The sequence below is a fragment of the Candidatus Methylomirabilis limnetica genome (genome assembly GCF_003044035.1).
Taxonomy (GTDB): Bacteria; Methylomirabilota; Methylomirabilia; order Methylomirabilales; family Methylomirabilaceae; genus Methylomirabilis; species Methylomirabilis limnetica.
Genome location: NZ_NVQC01000022.1, coordinates 76,368 through 95,344, shown reverse-complemented (window position 1 = coordinate 95,344; position 18,977 = coordinate 76,368). Strand labels below are relative to the sequence as shown.

The 18,977-nt window shown below is 59.4% G+C and carries 18 protein-coding genes, 1 pseudogene and 2 riboswitches; of the genes and pseudogenes, 2 read left to right on the top strand and 17 right to left on the bottom strand.

The annotated features are described in order from the left end of the window. Positions 1-96 precede the first annotated feature (96 nt). The 16 genes from CLG94_RS07700 to CLG94_RS07625 all read right to left on the bottom strand — a co-directional run bounded on the left by CLG94_RS07700 (position 97) and on the right by CLG94_RS07625 (position 14,615). On the bottom strand, positions 97-2,067 hold the full coding sequence (locus CLG94_RS07700; protein WP_161954084.1) for a TonB-dependent receptor plug domain-containing protein: 1,971 nt from the start codon (positions 2,065-2,067) through the stop codon (positions 97-99). A 69-nt stretch (positions 2,068-2,136) separates the two neighbouring features. Beyond that, a riboswitch (cobalamin riboswitch) is annotated at positions 2,137-2,412 on the bottom strand. A 135-nt stretch (positions 2,413-2,547) separates the two neighbouring features. Beyond that, positions 2,548-3,357 carry an adenosylcobinamide-GDP ribazoletransferase gene (cobS, locus tag CLG94_RS07695; protein WP_107562322.1) on the bottom strand — a complete coding sequence of 270 codons (810 nt, stop codon included), beginning with the start codon at positions 3,355-3,357 and terminating at the stop codon, positions 2,548-2,550. A 209-nt stretch (positions 3,358-3,566) separates the two neighbouring features. Beyond that, positions 3,567-4,625, bottom strand: a complete 1,059-nt coding sequence (gene cobT / locus CLG94_RS07690; RefSeq protein WP_107562321.1) for a nicotinate-nucleotide--dimethylbenzimidazole phosphoribosyltransferase — start codon at positions 4,623-4,625, stop codon at positions 3,567-3,569. Beyond that, positions 4,622-5,185 carry a bifunctional adenosylcobinamide kinase/adenosylcobinamide-phosphate guanylyltransferase gene (cobU, locus tag CLG94_RS07685; protein ID WP_107562319.1) on the bottom strand — a complete coding sequence of 188 codons (564 nt, stop codon included), beginning with the start codon at positions 5,183-5,185 and terminating at the stop codon, positions 4,622-4,624. Before cobU ends, cobT begins: the two co-directional genes overlap by 4 nt. Next, on the bottom strand, positions 5,182-5,388 hold the full coding sequence (locus CLG94_RS07680) for an adenosylcobinamide amidohydrolase (protein WP_107562317.1): 207 nt from the start codon (positions 5,386-5,388) through the stop codon (positions 5,182-5,184). The genes cobU and CLG94_RS07680 overlap by 4 nt, the downstream gene beginning before the upstream one ends. Then, complete coding sequence (gene cbiR, locus CLG94_RS07675; RefSeq protein WP_161954083.1) at positions 5,385-6,170, bottom strand: cobamide remodeling phosphodiesterase CbiR; 786 nt, start codon at positions 6,168-6,170, stop codon at positions 5,385-5,387. Before cbiR ends, CLG94_RS07680 begins: the two co-directional genes overlap by 4 nt. After that, complete coding sequence (locus CLG94_RS07670) at positions 6,167-6,553, bottom strand: hypothetical protein (RefSeq protein ID WP_239993170.1); 387 nt, start codon at positions 6,551-6,553, stop codon at positions 6,167-6,169. The genes cbiR and CLG94_RS07670 overlap by 4 nt, the downstream gene beginning before the upstream one ends. Continuing rightward, a complete protein-coding gene (gene bluB / locus CLG94_RS13835) occupies positions 6,553-7,854 on the bottom strand; it encodes a 5,6-dimethylbenzimidazole synthase (protein WP_107562313.1) in 1,302 nt (433 codons plus the stop codon). Before bluB ends, CLG94_RS07670 begins: the two co-directional genes overlap by 1 nt. A gap of 192 nt (positions 7,855-8,046) precedes the next feature. Further along, a riboswitch (cobalamin riboswitch) is annotated at positions 8,047-8,211 on the bottom strand. Positions 8,212-8,326: 115 nt separating this feature from the next. Further along, positions 8,327-8,590 (bottom strand): histone, encoded by a 264-nt coding sequence (locus CLG94_RS07660; protein ID WP_107562311.1) that lies wholly within the window; start codon positions 8,588-8,590, stop codon positions 8,327-8,329. Between the two features lie 52 nt (positions 8,591-8,642). Continuing rightward, a complete protein-coding gene (locus CLG94_RS07655; protein ID WP_107562309.1) occupies positions 8,643-8,909 on the bottom strand; it encodes a histone in 267 nt (88 codons plus the stop codon). Between the two features lie 856 nt (positions 8,910-9,765). Further along, positions 9,766-10,503, bottom strand: coding sequence for an MlaA family lipoprotein (locus CLG94_RS07650; RefSeq protein WP_107562307.1), 738 nt, complete (start codon positions 10,501-10,503; stop codon positions 9,766-9,768). A gap of 391 nt (positions 10,504-10,894) precedes the next feature. Continuing rightward, positions 10,895-12,013, bottom strand: coding sequence for a PQQ-dependent sugar dehydrogenase (locus CLG94_RS07645; RefSeq protein WP_107562305.1), 1,119 nt, complete (start codon positions 12,011-12,013; stop codon positions 10,895-10,897). Beyond that, positions 12,013-12,981 carry a quinone oxidoreductase family protein gene (locus CLG94_RS07640; RefSeq protein ID WP_107562303.1) on the bottom strand — a complete coding sequence of 323 codons (969 nt, stop codon included), beginning with the start codon at positions 12,979-12,981 and terminating at the stop codon, positions 12,013-12,015. The genes CLG94_RS07645 and CLG94_RS07640 overlap by 1 nt, the downstream gene beginning before the upstream one ends. 235 nt (positions 12,982-13,216) lie before the next feature. Next, the gene (locus tag CLG94_RS07635; RefSeq protein WP_133174667.1) at positions 13,217-13,456 is read right to left on the bottom strand and encodes a DsrE family protein; all 240 of its coding nucleotides are present in this window, start codon (positions 13,454-13,456) and stop codon (positions 13,217-13,219) included. A gap of 50 nt (positions 13,457-13,506) precedes the next feature. Next, positions 13,507-14,190 (bottom strand): RadC family protein, encoded by a 684-nt coding sequence (gene radC, locus CLG94_RS07630; protein ID WP_133174666.1) that lies wholly within the window; start codon positions 14,188-14,190, stop codon positions 13,507-13,509. 143 nt (positions 14,191-14,333) lie between these two features. After that, complete coding sequence (locus CLG94_RS07625; protein ID WP_107562297.1) at positions 14,334-14,615, bottom strand: hypothetical protein; 282 nt, start codon at positions 14,613-14,615, stop codon at positions 14,334-14,336. A gap of 702 nt (positions 14,616-15,317) precedes the next feature. On the opposite strand from CLG94_RS07625, the pseudogene CLG94_RS13605 reads away from it, so the two are divergent. Then, a pseudogene (locus tag CLG94_RS13605) lies at positions 15,318-18,653 on the top strand (PQQ-dependent sugar dehydrogenase). Then, entirely contained in the window at positions 18,650-18,781 is a 132-nt protein-coding gene (locus CLG94_RS13780; protein WP_275666221.1) for a hypothetical protein, read from the top strand. The pseudogene CLG94_RS13605 and the gene CLG94_RS13780 overlap by 4 nt, the downstream one beginning before the upstream one ends. On the opposite strand, the gene CLG94_RS13280 is transcribed toward CLG94_RS13780, so the two are convergent. Then, on the bottom strand, positions 18,773-18,925 hold the full coding sequence (locus CLG94_RS13280; protein WP_161954082.1) for a hypothetical protein: 153 nt from the start codon (positions 18,923-18,925) through the stop codon (positions 18,773-18,775). The two genes, CLG94_RS13780 and CLG94_RS13280, sit on opposite strands and share 9 nt — an antisense overlap. Between the last annotated feature and the right edge of the window lie 52 nt (positions 18,926-18,977).

Here is an 18,977-nt window from a genome sequence, read left to right as displayed (position 1 = left end):
ACCGCCCTGTATCATCTACAACAGTAAGGGGAGACGCGTCGGCCGAAGCCCACACCGCGATTATCAAGATGAATGACAGCAGGCATCCTCGGGACCTCATAGGCTGCCCTTAAAACCTAGCAGAAAGGTAATCCGCGGGGCAGAGAAACCGAAGGTCTCCTGAAACCCCTCATCAAAGAGGTTCTGGACCTTTCCGAAGAGTGACACCTCCCTCAGGTGGAGGCGATCCTTGAGCAGGAGGTAGGCGAAGGCAACATCGACGATGGTGTAGCCGGGGAGCGTCACCCGTGGCGAGGGGAAAGTACGAAAGTCGAGGTCCTCCTGAGCGCCGACAAAGGTCGCCGTCAGGTTGGTGTGGAGCTGCTCCCAGACATGGTCGATAGAAAGCGATCCCCTGTGCTTCGGTCGCCGGATCAGCGGTGCGCCGACCGGTAGTTCAGTCCCTCCAACGCCGCCATTGTCGAGAACCTTACTCTCCAAGAATGTGTAGGTGCCGCCCACGGTCAGGCCGAACCCTGGATGCACCCTGGCGGCGGCCTCGATCCCTTTTGCCCTGGCCGACTGGACATTCCGGAAGCTCGGCGATCCACCAACAAAAGCGATCAGGTCGGTGAACCGATTGTGAAAGTAGGTAGCATTCAACTCGACCAGGCCCTTGAGCAGCGGCTGGTCGAATCCGACCTCCCAGCTCTTTGATCGCTCTGGGCTCAAATTGGGATTGCCGATGACAAACTGACTCCCGATCCCGAAGTTCTGGATGAAGGTTGGCGCTTTGATCCCCTTGCCGTAGCCGGCCCTGAGCTTAGTCCCGAGGAATGGGAGGATGTAGGCTCCCGACACGCGGGGGGTCACCTCAGTCCCGAATGTGCTGTTCCCATCGACCCGAAATCCCGCCGTGAGAAAGAGCTGCTTCTTCCAGTCGAATTGGCCCTGGAGATAGCCGGCCTTATTATCTCTGCTTGCCTCATTCGCGCTTGAAAACGGAAAATCGGTCTCTGTGGCGGCAGCGCGCTGTTCGAACTCCTCCCGCTCAAAGGCGAAGCCGGCGGTAAAGAGACTGGAGACATCAAAAACGGTCGGGGCAGTCAGGTTCCAGAAGTAGTCCGCAGATACGCGGCGTTCCTCGTTGGTGCTGTGGAAGGCGGAAAAATCAATGAGCTGCCCTGTGCGAGGATCTACCGGGTCGAATGGATCGTCAAAGGCCGACTGATGGCGGTAGAAGCCGACCTGCACCGTCTGCTGCCACCAGGGCGTCAGCGTGTGACTGGCCTTACCGCTAACGAGTAGCCGCTTCTGATCGGAGGACTGTCTCGGATCAAGCGGGCCGAAGAGGTTGCCGGCATCGCCGGTGGGAAACTCGAAGAGACTGTCGGTGAACCGGACGACAAGGTTGAGGTCCAGCGCCTTCTCTACGGCGTAGTCCACGCGACCGCTGACGGTTGTTTCACGAAAGTCGTTGTTGGTGCGTAGGCTCCCGTCGGTGTCGGTCCTGCCTACGTTCAACGAGTAGCCGACTCTTCCGCTACCACCAGCCAGACTCAACTTCTCTTCAAAGGTCTTCAGATTCCCGCCCGCGAACGAGGCCTCGACTCGCGGGGCCCCCTTCCCTCGCTTGGTGAAGATCTGGATCACCGATCCCATAGCATCGGAACCGTACAGCGCGCTGTGCGGCCCCCGGACGATCTCGATCCGCTCGATATTGTCAGTGCTCAGGTCGCTGAAGTCAAAGAAGCCGCCGGCATCGTTCACCTTGACCCCGTCGATCAGAACGAGGTTGAAGCGGGATTCGCCACCCCTCGGAAAGACCGAGACGGTGCCGCCGCGACTCCCTATCTGTGTAACACTCAACCCCGGCACATCCCGGAGAAGGTCTGAAACCTGAGTGACCTGACGAGTTTCGATCTCCTCTTTCGTGATGACCGTTACAGATGCAGTGATTTGCGTTACGGGAACTTCGGTTTTAGTCGCCGTCACTACGACCGGCCCAAGCTCTACCGGTTCTTCAGGAGTGAGTCTGAGCATCTGCCCTGACGCGCTCCCCAGTCCGCAAGCCCACAGAACTGCCACCCACAACCACCTCTTGACCAAACTACTCCAGCATTTCATCATTCGCCCCCTTATCCGCGAAGGTGGTGCGTTCTCGTCCTCCCCTGGACAGGTCTCCTGACTCGTGGATCGTTATCGACCCTGCGCCTTCCCATCCAACCAGTTTTGAGTTTCTAGTTTTGAGTCTTCAGTTTCGGGTCCTAGAACTCGAAACTCAAAACTCGCAACTCGAAACCATTACTTTGGACAGTGGCATTGTGCAGAGTGACTCCCCACTCACAGTGGCGGGACCGTGCTGGCTTTACCCTGTCGCAGCATATGGCAGGACACACCAGCTTCCCTTACATCCAGGGGCGCCCAGTTCGACTTATCACATTGAACTACCCGTATTGGCCTCTCTCACCCCCTTTCAAGCTTGTTACCCATTCCACTGCAGCAAAGATCCGGCTCACATCTGCTCCGTAACAAAAATCTCCCAATCCTCGGAGGAAGACTTGACCACTACCGTCCATCTCCGAGCCCTGCGACAACGAGAAAGACGATTTCTGACAACTCGATCGTGGCGCCGTAGACGTCACCCGTGAGACCGCCGAGGCGACGCTTCAGCCACAGACCCATCCCCAGGGCAACGGCGAGTGCGGAAACTCCCGGTACGATGACACGCACGCCCGTCCAGGCTACCAAGGCCGACGTCAGGCACGTCGCCATAGCAAAATGGAGTGGGCGCCCGTGCCAGTGAAAGAGCCTCCCCAGGCCTTCGACCCGCGCGTACGGGAAGAAGATTACCAGTGGAATCACCGCCCATCGTGCCAGAATGGGAAAGGCGAACAGTTCCCATACGGCGTCATGCCGGAGCACCATCATGACGGTGAACACCTTCGCGATCAAAAACAGGCAGAGGACCGTAGCTCCATGGGCTCCGATGCGGCTGTCTCTCATGATTGCGAGCATGCGCAGGCGATCCCCACGTCCCCCGCCAAGAGCGTCCGATACGTCGGCCAACCCGTCCAGGTGAAGGCCGCCCGTAAGCGCCGCAAGGAGCGCAACGAGGCCAACTGCCACCAGGTCTGAGGACAGATAGCCGCGCAGGAGCCGCTCCGTTCCGACAAGCGCGAGTCCCAGCGCCATCCCGACGATGGGAAACCACGATAGCGAACGACCTAAGTCGGCCTCTTCGACCAGCGCATTCTTCACCGGCAGTCGTGTCAAGAAACCGAAGGCGATGGCGAGCGATCGAAGCATTTTCATCACGGCGAAGATGAACGCAGGCGAGCGAGACGCCAGGGCAACTCGCAGTCGATGGGCGCTCAAACCGTAGCGTCCAACCGGTTCTACTCACCCTGCCTCGGCGGAAGAAACGGCAGAGCGCTGTGATCAGAAGACTCTTCCCCACGGACGATGCTGTGCCTTAGCCCATAATCATGGGCGCCAGCAGCGGTCTAGCTCCTGACGGAGAGCGCCCATGAGATGATCATGCGCGAACATGGCGAGGGATGGCTCCATCGCTGCTTGCTACACAACTAGGCGCCACTATCGCTCACCCCCGCCGAGGTGAATGTCGCCATCTCGCGAAGGATGCACAGCGCTGCCTCGACGAGATTCATGGCTAGTACCGCGCCGGTGCCTTCGCCTAAACGCAGATTCAGATCGAACAGGGGCGTGGTGCCGAGTGCTTGGAGCACGAGCCGGTGTCCAACCTCCGCAGAGCGGTGCGAGGCAATGAGGTGCTCTGCCGTAACCGGCGCGATTCGCGTCGCGGCGAGCGCCGCGGTGCCGCAGATGAATCCATCGACCACTATTGCAATCCCGGACGCCGCTCCACCCAAGATTACGCCGGCGAGCCCGGCGATCTCGAATCCCCCTACCTTGGCCAGGGCATCGACGCCATCCTGTGGATCAGGCCGGTTGACCGAGAGCCCTCGCCGAATGACGTCAACCTTCCGCTTGAGGGCCACATCGTCAATGCCGGTGCCTCGTCCTGCGACGTCCTCCGGAGGCGCTCCTGTGAACACCGCGGCCAGGGCGCTCGCGGCGGTCGTGTTGCCAATGCCCATATCGCCGATGCCCAGGAGGGTCACCCCATCCCGCACCAGCTCCTCAGCGATCTGAATGCCAACTTCGACGGCCGCGATGGCTTCTTCTCGCGTCATCGCGGGCCCTTTTGTGAAGTTGTGCGTGCCGGACCCGATTCGGTGCGCCCGGATCTCCGGTGCCGCGGAGAGCGGCGCCTTCACGCCCATGTCCACGACTACGACCCGGGCACCGGCATGTCGCGCCAACACGTTGATCGCCGCGCCGCCACGCGCGAAGTTGAGCAGCATCTGGCCGGTGACCTCTTGCGGATAGGCGCTGACGCCCTCCTCGGCCACGCCGTGGTCAGCCCCCATAACTACGATGGCCTTCTGGGGAGGATCAGGCGCGTTCGTGCCGCGAATCGCCGCCACTTGGCAGGCAAGGTCCTCGAGCCGACCGAGACTCCTCCGCGGTTTGGTCTTGATGTCTAGTAGTCGTTGCGTTGCTTCTGCAATGCGATGGTCGGGCTCTCTGATACGGGAACAGATCTCGGTCAACTTGCTCATAATGCGCTTTCCAGGATTCGAACCGACACGGGCTCGGGTCGGATGCGCAGGACCGACCCGAGGATCGCCAGATAGACCTCATCTGCGACGCCAGCGAGTCGTTGGTGGGCGCGGCCCGCAACGTCCCGGAAGGCCCTTCCGAGCGGCGTCTCGGGCACCACGCCCATCCCCACCTCGTTCGTCACGATGACGGCGTGAAACGCCCGCCGTTCCAGGACGCCGACAAGGGTTTGCACCTGCTCCAAGATCCTCGTCTCCGACTCGTCCCGGAGAAGCAAGTTCGAAAGCCACAGGGTCAGGCAGTCGATCACGACGACGTCGATATCGCAAAGATCGAGCAACCTCTCAGCCAGAGCGAGTGGTTCCTCGACGGTCCGAAAGTCGGCACCGCGTGTGCGGGCATGGTCCGCGATTCTCTCCTTCATCTCCTCATCCATGGCCTGCGCGGTCGCGACGAACGCGCGCCGCGCGCCGAGGCGCCGTGCCAGCGAGAGGGCGAAGGCGCTCTTGCCAGACCGCGCTCCTCCCCCGATCAATACGATCCTGGTTTCGTCGCTCATCTGCCGACCCCTCGCGTACGTGTCCATGTCTTCACACTCTGGGTGGTCGCCTCTCCGACCACCCTCCCGATGAGATGGCCGAGAACCGTCTGCTTCCCGGCATAGCGTGTGGGAACGCCGTGCTCAGGCGCAGCCCCGAAGCGGACTCCGCTCACCGCGCACCTCAGCAACGCGGGCGGTTGCAGCAAACGAGCGCTGATCATGACGGCTCCCCCGCGACCAGCGACTGAACGACTGCAAGCGACTCCTCAAAATCAGCCTCACGAAAGACTTCGAGCGTAAGCACACCACGGTACGACACGCTCAGCAGGGTATCGACGACCCAGCGAGCACTCTCGTGCGGGTAGTGCTTGAGCGAGCGGTGATCTCGCCCCGATGGGTCCACGCCGTGCCACTGGATCACCCGCGTACGGTGTAGGTTTAGGAGAAGCAGATCTCGCTCTGGACGCTCGTCGCGGTGAAGGTGCCCGAGATCAATCGCCACAGAGAGGCCAAGGTCGTTGACGACCGGCTCGATGTGTGAGAAATTGTAGTCGAGCGTTTCAATGCACAAGTCTGCCGGAGAAACCCCTCTGTCCAAAATGGCCTCGAGCGACCCCGCCGCGCGGCGACGCCAGGCCGGAAGATCCGTTGGCACCCGATCGTGCTCGCAGTCGCCCAAGTAGACGTGCACGATATAGGCGTGGGGCCGGAGCGGCCTTGCCAGCTCGATCGCGCGGCAGACCTGTTCGATGGCCGTCTGACGCTGCGAATTGCTGTCGCTCGCCAGACTGACGTTGAGAGGCGTGTGTACTGTATAGGTCAGATCGGCTCGCCCCTTCCACTCAACGAGCGCGCGCAGTTCCGCTTCGTCCGGAAGGCCTGATTCGAGTTCGAACAAGAGAATCTCGATGTCGTCGACCCGACCGGCCAGCCGCTCGACGTTTGGAAGCCATCGGGCTGGGTAGATAAACGAAGTGGCGCCGATGCGAAAAGGTACGTTCACCGCGTCCTCCTCGCGTAGACGGTGCACGCGTGAACGAACCCCTGGGCCGCAAGAGGGTTTGACGCCCAGTGGGCGTGCACATACGAAGCAAGTGTGTTGCCGATACGATAGCCTTCTCGGAGCACCTCGCCTCCGCGGCGGCGACGAACGGTGTAGACGCACTCGGCCTCCGCCTGGAGTCGAAAGTCCGAGTAGCGAAATTGGTGTCCGCGGAAGCGCAGACCTGGTTGGCCGAGCATCGTCACGTCCTGCGTTTCCACCTCTACGTATCCGAGAGCCTGCAGGCGATCTCGCATCTCAGCTTCACCTGGGACGAGGCCGACCATGACGGTCGTCTTTCCGACGCTGCTGGACGTGCCTGCGATGACGAGACGCGGAACCATCAATAGTCGATCCCCGGCTGAGCCTTGAGGCCACGTTCGAACGGGTGTTTCACCGACTTCATTTCCGTCACGAGGTCGGCCAGTACACAGAGGTCCTCCTGCGCATTGCGCCCCGTGACAACCACGTGCACATGGGCCGGACGCGCGCGAAGAGTCGCTAGGACGTCCGCCAACTCAATGAAGCCGTAGTTGATCGCGTACGTAATCTCATCGAGGACCACCACGGCCTGTTCGCCGCTCGCAATGAGCTCCTTCGCCTTGGCCCAGGCCTCCACGGCCGCGCTTCGGTCCCATGTGAGATCATCGCTCTCCCAGGTGAATCCGTGCCCCATTACGAGGAACGTGAGCCCGGGGAGTGTCTCGGCTAACACCCGCTCACCGGTCTTCCACTTGCCCTTGATAAACTGGACCACGGCCACCCGAAAGCCGTGCCCGAGCGCCCGAAAGACGATACCCAGGGCCGCTGTCGTCTTCCCTTTGCCCTGCCCTGTGTAGACCAGCAGCAGCCCTTTCCGCAATGGCTCCACCTTTCCGGACCGCTCGTCGTCAGTGGAATGCGCCCTCGGCGGAGTCTGCGGACGCACATCTTCGCTCGCGCGCTCACCGTTAATCCGGCTCGTCTCAAGTGCGCGGAGCAGGTCGGGTCGTGGCCGCGCGGCCCAGCGGTCATGAAAGACTACCTCTTGGAGCGGAAGCCGCGGCAACCAGCCCATGGTCTCGAGCATGGGCCGCTCCGGAAAGCTCTCGACGAAACCGACGCACAGGTAGGCGACGGGAATGATCCGGTCCGGGATTCCCAGGATCGTGCGGAGAGCGCCGGGATCGAGGATACTCACCCACCCGACGCCGAGACCTTCTGCGCGTGCGGCAAGCCAGAGGTTCTGGACGGCGCAGCAGGTGCTATAAACCGCGGTTTCCGGAATCGTGTTCCGCCCGATCACTGCCGGCCCAAAGCGCTCCTGGTCGCACGTAACGCATAGGTTGATGGGCGCGTCGAGGATCCCTTCCAGCTTGAAGGAGAGATACTCCTCCCGGTGCTCCTTCTCAAACATTTCAGCGGCGCGCAGCCGCTCCGCCTCGACATGTGCACGAACCTGCCTGCGGACCTCACGATCCTCAACAACAAGAAAGTTCCACGGTTGCGAGAATCCGACTGAGCCGGACTGATGTGCCGCCAAGAGGATACGAGCAAGGGTCTCGGCCGGAATGGAATCGGGGAGAAAGGACCGCATATCGCGGCGGCGCGTGATCGCCTCATAGAGGGCTCGGCGCGACGCTTCAGGAAAGGCATGATCCGTCATAGGGTCCCCCCCATCGAAACAGCAGATGAATCTCTTTATCTATCGGGACCGGTGGAGTTGAGTTCATGATCCCTTAACAAAAAACCCCAATCCTCGGAGGAGGATTGGGGTTTTCTTTCCCAAACCGGACGGTAAACCTACGCCGCGATCAACCCGGTACGCGACAAGGCCGCCCTTCCCCTCGGAAGGTCATCAGCACCTCGGGGCTGGGCAGGTTCCTGGCTCGCGGCTTACCTTAGATATCAACGCCGCTTACAGTTGCGGGGCAGCAACGGCCTGGCCCTCCACGATCCGGGTGTAGGGCTTCACCGTTTTCCCTATTTCCGCCATCGGCGGACCCAGCGCCATCCTAACTCTGGCAGGACGTGGTCTTTCTATCCTGCCAACACGGCAGTGTCAAGAAAATAAAAGGCACCCCGCTGGTTGCGGGGTGCCTTTTGGCACGTGTTCGAACACGAACAGCACGCAGTGGCTACTTCTTCACTGGGGCTGCGACAGGAGCAGCAGCTGGGGCTGGTACAGCAACTGGTGCAGCCGGGGCCTCTTCCGCCTTCTTGGCCGCCTTCTTGGGCTTCTTCGGCTTCACTTCCTTCTCGCCAGCGGCAGCCGCTGGGGCCGCCTTCTCGACAGCCGGCGCCGTGGGGGCCGCAACCTTCTTCTCGTCAGCAAAGCTGAGACCAGCCACGGAGACGCTGAAGAATGCAGTCATCACTACGATACCCAATTTCTTCATCATCGCTTTCAATCACCTCCTTTCTAGTTTTGACATCATATCTTCAGAAGAGCGGCTACTTCTTCACTGGGGCTGCGGCAGGCGCAGCAGCCGGGGCTGGTACAGCCGCTGGGGCTGCCACTGGAGCCTCCACCTTCGGTCCCGCCTTCTTGGCCTTCTTAGGCGGCTCCTTCTTCATCTCCTTGCCAGCGCAAGGGTTGGCTGGAGCACCGGTCGCCGCAGCCGGGGCCTCATGCTTCTTCGCCTCGTCAGCAAAGCTGAGACCAGCCACGGAGACGCTGAAGAATGCAGTCATCACTACGATACCCAATTTCTTCATCATCGCTTCGAATCACCCCCTTCCTGGTTTTGACATCACATCAATGCTTTGGCTCGTTGGTTACAGTATGATTCTTATCGTCTGCAGGAGCAGTGCCAAAATGCGAATTCCAACAAAAATGATTCTCCTCAATAGATCTCACGAGTTAGTAGCCATCCCTGCCATAGCCAGGCGTGGAAGGAAGGGCCATACCCTTCTGTTCACCCGTTTTGGGACGTGGTCTATCCCAATTGGGGTAGATCCTATTGACGAGACCTAACGGGAAAAGAGGTGACGAACCCAGCGCCAGAGAGCGAACTCACCTTGGGAGCATAAGGAAACTGCATAACGGTCAATGCTAATGGGTTGGGAGGCGTGACCTGTGTCTGTCGGAGGTAGAGAAGGGGTCCTAAAGAAAGAGGTTCTTCCGGCTGTTACGTGGGGCCTTCGGTATTGACGTGAGTAGGCAGGGGGTAACGGATACTTCAACGAAGCTCAGTACGAGCTCCGCCGAAGGAGCAGGGACCCACTGAGATGAGAAGAGCCGCTCCGAGAGGTGCAGAAGTGACGCCTGCCTACCACACCAAGAAGCGCATTCAGGATATCGTTTACCTATACAAGACCCGGAAGAGTTGGCAGTAACCATTCAGTAAAAGGGGGGAAATCATTAAATAAAATGTGGTATTTTTACAAAATCCCCCTTAATCCCCCTTTTTAAAAGGGGGAAACAGTTAGTCCCCCTCTTTGGAAAAGAGGGGTTAGAGCCTGCCCCGGCATATATTAAGCCTGGGGGAGATTTTCTACCCGTAACTGAATGGTTACATTTGGCAGTAGTGACAGCCGCTTCACGTTATAATGCGTGAGGGTTGAGAGTAGACGATTACTTCGCGATGGCCCGCTGTCTCCCTTGCAGATAGAAATTCCGCACCGCACTGTACAAGTCAACGGTAGACTCTTCAACGCTATCGAATGTTTCCAGGTTCTGCGACCGGGCATTGACGACTTCCCCGGTTCCCCTTCCGGCCAATGCGGCGAACGGGATGAGGTAATTCAGTGGGTCCAGGGCCGCGTCCGCCGCAAAGCCGAAGGCGTCACGGGCCGTTAGCGGCGGCAAGAAGGGCAAGATTAAATAGGGACCTGGGCCTACTCCCCAGATACCCAGCGTTTGGCCCGTATCCGCGTCGCTCTTTTCAAGCCCCACCTTCTTCGCGACATCGAAGAGGCCGACGACACCCACCGTTGTGTTGATGCCGAAGCGAGCCACTTCGGTGCCGGCCCCCTTGAATTTGGCCTGTAGCAGGTTATTGACGACACGGCGAGGCATGGCGATGTTATCGAAGACGTTACCGAGACTTTCCTGCACAGGGTCCGGCAGATAATCCCACGCCTTCGACACGGGTTTCAGGACGTACCGATCAAATACTTTATGGTTGAAGTCGAAGATCTTTTCGTTATAAGGCTCCCAGGGGTCGTATTCTTCGATTTGCTCTGTCTCCAGCAGTACTGCGCCTTCCACTTGTCGGGAAGCACCTTCACCGGTCGATTGCGGATCCCCCGCCATTGCGCTCGACGCGCCGACAAATCCTACGATTGTCACTGCAACGGCCAATTCACCCACCCACGATAATGATCTCCTGGCCCAGTGTCCCACCCTTTCTCTCCTTTCCTTGGTCAAAGCCGATGTTCGCGATCTCGTATCGGCGCCCCTTCCCAATTGCCACGCCTTCGCCGCTCCTCAAAAGGCTACCATCTTTACCACGAATTCTCTTTCCTGTCGCGCAAATATTTGCAAATCGTGTAACCCATACTATACCTGCAAGCCTTTCCTGCTCACCCATTAGATAGGTTATTTGTAACCACTCAGGTGTTTAGACTGAAGGCTGAAGGTTCTAATTATCTCGCAAGGCACGAATCGAGCCATTCAAGACCTTTTCTGAGTTTTCTTTGATCACGCATGACTTACCCCTAAAAGCCTTCAGCCTTCAGCCTATCTACCTGAGTAGTTACCGTTATTTCCTGTAGCTGATACGATAAATTACATCTGCCTTATCATCCGAAACCAGCATCGCGCCATCCGGCATGACAAGCAGGTCCACAGGACGTCCCCACGCGTGACCGCCTTGGAGCCACCCTTCGGCAAAGACTTTGTACGAGAGCGCGCGATGGTTTTCAAGTCGTGCAAGGGTCACACGATACCCGATCGGCACGCTCCGATTCCACGATCCGTGTTCCGCAATGAACAGGTGATTTCGAAACTCGTCTGGAAACATCGTTTCCGTATAAAAGCGCACGCCTAGCGCTGCCACGTGGGGCCCTAGTTCTATTGCAGGTGGGGTGAACTCCTCACACTTCCGCCCCTTCCCGAACCCGGGATCGGGAAGAGTTCGCCCATGACAATAGGGAAAGCCAAAATGCAGCCCTGGACGCGGCGCATGATTCAGCTCGTCCGGCGGCAGATCGTCGCCCATCCAGTCTCGCCCGTTATCCGTAAACCAGAGCTCACGCGTCTTCGGATGCCAATCGAACCCAACCGTATTGCGGACGCCCCGCGCGAAAATCTCCAATTGGGCCCCGTCCGACTGCATCCTCATGATCGAGGCATAGCGCTCATCTTTGCGCTCACAGACATTACACGGGGCGCCTACTGGGATGTACAGCCACCCATCTGGGGCAAAGCGGATGAACTTCCAGCCATGATGGCGCTCTCGGGGGAAGCGCTCACTAAGCGCCACAGGCTCAGGCGGGTCTTTCAGGTGGGTCTCGATATTGTCGTACCTCAGAATACGGTCCACTTCGGCCACGTAGAGTGCGCCATTGTGGAAAGCGACGCCATTCGGCATGTTGAGTTCTCGCGCGACCGTAACGACCTCATCCGCCTTGCCGTCCTGGTTGCGATCGACGATAGCATAGACATTCCCTGCCGTGAGGGTCCCAACAAACAGCGTGCCGTTTGGGCTGAGGACCATTGAGCGGGCGTTGGGGACAGGACTCGCATAGATGCCGATCTCAAACCCTGTCGGCAGTCTGATCTGATGGAGCGGCAACTCCTGTGTGCTGTTTGCTCCGCCGCAAGACACCGATCCTGTCAGCAACACGAGTAAGGACAGACCAAGTCGAAGGCCGCGCATCAGGGGATCAGCAGGACCTTCCCTTTGGTCTTGCGCTCTTCAAGGTAGCGATGGGCGAGCGGGGCCTCCGCAAGCGGGAAGGTCGTGTCGATCCGCACGGTGAGCGCTCCGGCCATGATCCAGTGGAACAGATCCGATGCCCGCTTCAGCAGTTCTGCCCGGTCGAGCGTATAGTGCATCAGGCTAGGACGGGTCAGATACAGTGAACCCTTGGCGCTGAGCACCTGGGGGTCCAGCGACGGTACCGGCCCGCTGGACTGGCCGTAGAGCACGAGGTACCCTCGAGGTCCGAGGCAGTTGAGGCTCTTGTCGAAGGTGGTCTGCCCGACCGAGTCGTAGACCACGTGTACGCCTTGGCCACTGGTTAGGCGCTTGGTTTCCGTTTCACAGTCAACCTGCGTGTAGAGGATCACCTCATCAGCACCGGCCTGTCTCGCCAGATCTGCCTTCTGCTCTGTCGAGACGGTCCCGATAACCCAGGCTCCCCGTTGCTTGGCCATCTGGACCAGGAGCAAGCCGACGCCACCAGCGGCCGCATGAATCAGCGCGCGGTCGCCCAACTGCAGTGGGTAGGCGCTGTGGGTCAGATAGTGCGCGGTCAGCCCCTGCAGCATCACAGCCGCCGCCACCCGTGCCTCCAATGCATCCGGAATCGGCACCAGCCTCCGCACCGGGACCACCGCATATTCCGCGTAGGCGCCCACATGCATGGCGTAGACGACGCGGGCTCCCGGTGTAAGGTCCGATACGCCCGGGCCTACCGCATCCACCACGCCGGCCGCCTCCCGGCCGGGGATCACCGGCAACTGGTCAGGGTATTGGCCTTTCCGTTGGTAGATGTCAATATAGTTGACCCCAACCGCGTCAAGTTTGACCCGCGCTTCGCCCACGCCGGGCTCGGGGAGAGCCACCTCCTCGTAGCGAAGTACTTCAGGACCGCCATACTCGTGCATGCGAATCGCGCGCATCGTTGTGTCTCCCTCTGGAATAGCCGTCAGCCGTCAGTAATCAGCTTTTTTGGTACCCTTAAGAATATCCTAGCTAAGAGCTGATAGCTGACAGCTAATAGCTTCCTACTTAGTAAGTAACCGACCGGTCATACTCCATGAGTAGTTGGGCATACCGTTTGATGTCGATCTTCTCGATGACTGACATACGCTTGAGGTCTTCGTCCAAGACCCCTCGAGCCTGGGCTCACCCCCCTCAGACGTAGATTGGGATCTGATGGTCCACGGCGAACTGGAAAAGCTCGTCGAGTGGAGGTAGCCCGTGGGGCTTCACGTACTGCCGTAATTCCGGTTTGACCAGGACGGTGGCATCAAGCGCAAGGACGATGCCGACATCGATCCCCGATTCCTTCGCCCCCTTCGCCACAAAAAACGGCATCGCCGCCCGTGTGGAGTTGTCGTAACCGTAGGTCGCTGTAATTAACAGCCTTGCCATCGTCCCCTCCATTCTCTGCGTGTTCAGCTCTATTTTTCCGTATCCATCCGCTACAGCAGCCCGTTGGCCTTGAAACTAAAGGGATCGGTCTCGCCGATGACCAGGTGGTCGAGGAAGCGCACACCAACGGTCGCCGCGGCTGTCTTCAACGCCTGGGTCAGATCTCTGTCATCGCTAGATGGCGTGGGGTCACCGCTGGGATGATTATGGACCAGAAGGAAGCCGCTGGCCTTATGCGCCAGGGTACGCTCGATTACCTTCCTGACGTACACAACCGATTGGTCCACGGTCCCGCGCTGCAGGCACTCGGTGGTCATCACCGCGTTTTTCGAATTCACGAACGCGACATGGACCTCTTCTTCAGATAACCCCTTCAGCTTGGCCTGAAAATAGGCGGCGGCCTCCGCGGTGGACCTGAGCACCGTTTTCGCCTTTGGGGCCTGTGTGACAAAACGCACCGCGAGGGGTCGAATCAGCGAAATCAGCGTGGCCGCCTGGGGCCCGATCCCGTCTATTGCTTCCAGGGCTGCTGGCTCAGCCTCGAAGACACGGGCCAGCGTCCCGAATCGTTCCAGGAGCTTCTTGGCGAGCAGCTTGGTGTCGTGCCTGGGAATAGCATAAGTCAGGAGGAGCTCCAGCAGCTCGTAATCTTCGAGCGCCTCCTCGCCATTGAGCCGGTAGCGAGCCCGCAGCCGGCCCCGATGCCCTGCTAAATAGTTCGTGGCTTTTTGCATGATCGGACATGAAAAATCAAAATACGGCCTAGCCAATTCCTAGTGCAGCGACACCGAGGACACTCCGACTTTTCGCGTGCTGGCGCTGCATAAGTTACATGCCAGAGCATTTCAAATTGCCGGTACATCGCGCCCACTGCGACTTACTGGTTGAGTCGTGGGGTCGCTTCCCACGCCAGAACTGCGCTGTTCCATCGGTAGAACCCACATGAGGATGAGCTAACCGGGGCAGGGCCGTGAAGGATCGCCACGGCGTCTTTCACTAGCGCTTCGGCTGCCGCCGGGTCAGTCGGAACTTCCTGGACGTCGACCTGGAACTGAATGAGGCTGTGCGCTTTCACCTCGATCGGATGATAGTAGATAAAACACGCAACGCGTTTGGTCTTGTGACCTCTACCTTCCAGCAGCAGCGTGTAGGGGTCCATCTGATTCTGGTGGAATGCAAAAACGTCGGCTTTCGGGGCATACCCACTGAGCTTGCAGTCCCCCCAGCGAGGCCCAGCAAACCCGCGCCAAGAGCCACCTCCTCAGGATTTACGCAGAATTAAGCGAAGTATACCATAGCGATGGAGTATGATACAATGCGCTCCGTTGCTACCATCTACTAGCATCTAAACTGATATCAGACTATACGAGCGATGGCGATAAACATTCTCGCTTATTCCGATGCGCGGGACGGGCATCATGCAGACGGCAGCACATAGACCGGGCAGGGCAGGGGCCAAACGGAGCGGTGCCAGGGCATACAATCTCCATTTCCCACCCTTCTCATGCAAAAGAGTGTGTCCTCAAAAGAATCGCTACCAAACCATGCATGAACCACCACTGAAGCATATATGGACCGCGTATGGACAGTGGCGACGGGTCGAGGAGCGCCCGACGGCGTACTATCACCCAAGGGGAGTTGACGACACCCCGCACACGGTGGGAGACTGTACAGCGGAGCGTGGGTCCTGTAGTTGTCGTGAGCTGGACCATGAAAAAGGGGGCGTCACGCATGGCCGATCGGCGCGTAAGCGCGCAGGAGGTCGCCCCAAGATGACGACGAAGGCGACAAGGTACCTCCATTGAGCAGCCGACAAAGCAGTTGGGCAGGTGTGCGGTGGTTGGTCAGCGGCGTGGTCGTGATGATCGCGCTGGCGTCTGGGGCCGCCGCTGGCCAGGATGTCGGGGGTGACGGCCACCCTGGGGGATACGTCAAGGGCAAGGGTACACCTGCCCGTCCCGAGCACGCGCTGCCGCAACGGCGGCTGCCACCATCTCAACTGCCAGCGCGGGTCGTGCTCGACCGGGTCGAGGCTGCGCGCTTGAAGATGGAGGCGACAGGTCAGCTATCTAAACCTGGGGTGCCGCTCCAGATTGGCTTTAGCCGCGAGGTGCCGATGCTGCGTCAGGCGACGCACGCCTCGGCTCTACTGTCATGGACGTCCATTCCCGGCGGGCAGATTGCCGCAGTCAGCCTTACTTCTCCTGACGCCCTCGGTATGCGTCTGGGCTTGTTGGTTGACCAGATGCCTATGACGGCTCTACTGCGGTTTTATGCCCAGGGGGCGGAGCAGGTGTTCGAGGTGTCGGGCCAGGAGATCATGGAAACCCTCGCCCGCAATCATGCCGCTGGCGACACAAGCGATGAAGCCCGTACTTACTGGTCGCCAGTCATCGACGGCCAGGAAATGACGGTGGAAATCGAACTGCCTGCCGGAGTAGCTCCAGATAAGGCGATGTTTTCCATACCGCGCGTTTCCCATTTATTTTCATTGCCCCTGGAGACCCGCGCCTTGCAAAAACAAATTGGCGCTGTCGGGTCGTGCAATCTCGATGCTATGTGCTACACATCGACATGGGAGCTCGAATCCCTGGCGACAGCCAGAATGATATACACGAAAGACGGTAGTTCTTGGTTGTGTACGGGCACCATGATGAGTGACAGCGATCCTTCCACGGATATTCCCTATTTTCTGACCGCCGACCATTGTCTTTCGACGCAAACCGTGGCCTCGACCCTGCAAACCTATTGGTTTTATCGTGCCTCAAGCTGCGGAAGCGCTACGTTGAGTCCCGGCACCCGGACCTTGACCAGCGGGGCCACCCTGCTCTATGCCAGTTCGAATACCGATACGAGCTTCTTGCGACTGAACAGCCCAGCCCCAGGTGGGACGTGGAAGTCAGGGTGGTCGACAGATTTGCCGGTGATCTCTACCTCGATCGTTGGCCTCCATAATCCGAAGGGCGATTTGCAAAAGATCAGTTTTGGAACCATCACTGATTACGACAGTTGCCACGACGTGCCCTCCACTGATTACTTTGCCTGCATCCCAGCGACCTCTGGCAGCGTCGACCATCTTCAGGTTGTCTGGAGCCAGGGCACTATCGAGGGCGGCAGCAGCGGTTCCGGTCTTTGGGCCGTATCCGGAAGCGACCACTACCTGGTCGGCCAGTTAACAGGTGGAACCTTTTCCTGCGTAACGCCTACTGCCACAGCTTTCTATGGCAGTTTCGCTGTAGCTTACAACGCAGCACTGTCTCAATGGCTAGGGACCACCCCGCTCACAGATGGGGTCTGTGGGGCAGCAGACGGTGGAACCTTCCCAACCGCGCCAAACACAAACCTGTGTAGTGCCGGGACGCCGACCTCGATCAGCGGGAGCGGCCCTTGGTCGTGGAGTTGCATCGGATCAAATGGGGGAGCATCTGCGACCTGCTCAACCATCCTCAATCTAATCACGTACACCATCACCGTGCCCAAAGCGGGCATCGGCGCCGGTACCGTCACCAGCAGTCCGTCGGGGATCAACTGCGGTTCCACCTGCGCGGCGAGCTTTACCAGCGGCACGCCGGTCACCCTCACTGCCACGCCGACCGTTGGCAGCACCTTCGTCGGCTGGGGTGGGGACTGCGCGGCCGATGGGACCGTCACTCTGGATGCGGTCAAGACCTGCGCGGCCACCTTCACTAGACCTCTCATCCTCTCGACTACCTCCCTGCCCGCAGGAGAGCAGGGAGCCGCCTATGGGTATGCGCTGCAGGCCGAAGACGGAACGTCCCCTTACACCTGGAGCCTGGGCGGGAGCAGGAAGAATAAGCTGCCTCAGGGCCTCACGCTTACTTCGGACGGCACCCTCAGCGGGATCCCGACCAAGGCCAAGACCACGAGCTTTACCGTCCAGGTGACGGATGCGACATATGCCTTAGCGACGAAGAATCTCTCTCTACAGATCGTCAAGGGTGTCAAGTTCAAGACCAAGCCGGGTAAGGGCAAGGTCGAGACCCCGTACTCAGCCACGCTGCAGACCACGGGGGGGATCGCGCCCCTTACCTTCAGCCTCATCGGCGGGGCACTCCCACCCGGCCTCACCCTCGATCCCGCAACAGGACAGATCTCGGGGACACCGACGGCTGCCGGCACCTTCAACTTCCAGGTGAGGGTGGCCTCAAGCGGCGGCTCCAGTGCTCAGAAGGACATGCGGATCAAGATCAAGCGGGGGAAGGTGAATATCCCCCCGGTCACCTGGCCGACGATCTCATTGACCCCGGTGGTCAGCGGGTTCAGTTTACCGATCCTTGTCACGAACGCGGGTGACGGAAGCAATCGCATGTTCATCGTAGAGCAAGGCGGGACGATCCTCATCTACAAGAACAACGCACTGAACGGGACACCGTTCTTGAATATGACCGGGCGAGTCAATAGCGGAGGCGAACGAGGCCTGTTGAGCCTGGCCTTCCCGCCGAACTATGCCAGAGTGCATCACTTCTACGTGTTCTACACAGATTCCGCCGGTGCGTTGACCATCTCGCGCTTTGGTCTCACCGGCAATCCCGATGTGGCGGACGCCACCAGCGAGCAGATCGTGTTGAGCATTCCGCACAGCGACAACACCAACCATAACGGCGGGATGCTGGCTTTCAGTCCGGATGGCCATCTATATTTTGGCTCCGGCGACGGCGGCGGGGGGGAGGCGATGGTCCCAACAACGCGCAGAATCTGAATATCCTGCTCGGCAAGATCCTGCGCATCGACGCGGAGACGGACACTCCCACCACGTACACGACTCCCGACCAGCAATCCATTCGTCGGCGTGGCGGGCCGGGACGAGATCTGGGCCTCCGGAGTACGCAATCCCTGGCGCTATTCGTTCGACCGTCTCACCGGTGACATGTACATCGGCGATGTTGGCCAGGAGGCCTGGGAGGAAGTGGACTTCCAACCGGCGGGCTTCGCAGGCGGTGCGAATTACGGCTGGCACGTTCTCGAAGCCAGCCATTGTTACACCCCTCCTCGGGCTGTACACCGCCCGCCGCGTACGTTCCGCCTGTGGCCGAGTACAACCACGGATCGAGTTACTCCTTCGGTTGCGCCATCACGGGCGGATACGTGTATCGCGGCGCTTCGTATCCCAGCATGGTCGGTGTCTACTTCTACAGCGATTACTGTACCGGGCGCATGTTTTCGATGCAAAACGTGAGCGGAACCTGGGTCACAACGCAACTGATCGACACGCCTTACACCGTCTCCAGTTTCGGCGAAGACGAAGCGGGCAACCTCTACGTAGTCGACCTCGGTGGCGCGATCTACCAAGTCGTTTCACTGTAGTTCGCGCCCTACAAAAAACAGAACCCCCCTTTCGAGTTCCGGGCTGCCTCCACGGTGAAAGGCCCGTCCGGCGGCCCAGAGGTATTCGGTGACGTGGATCAGATCCACGATGATCGTAAGATCGAGGCGTTTCTTCCGGGCCATCTGGCGCAGGGAAAATAGGGACAGACACTATTATCGTAAGAATTAGTGGTGT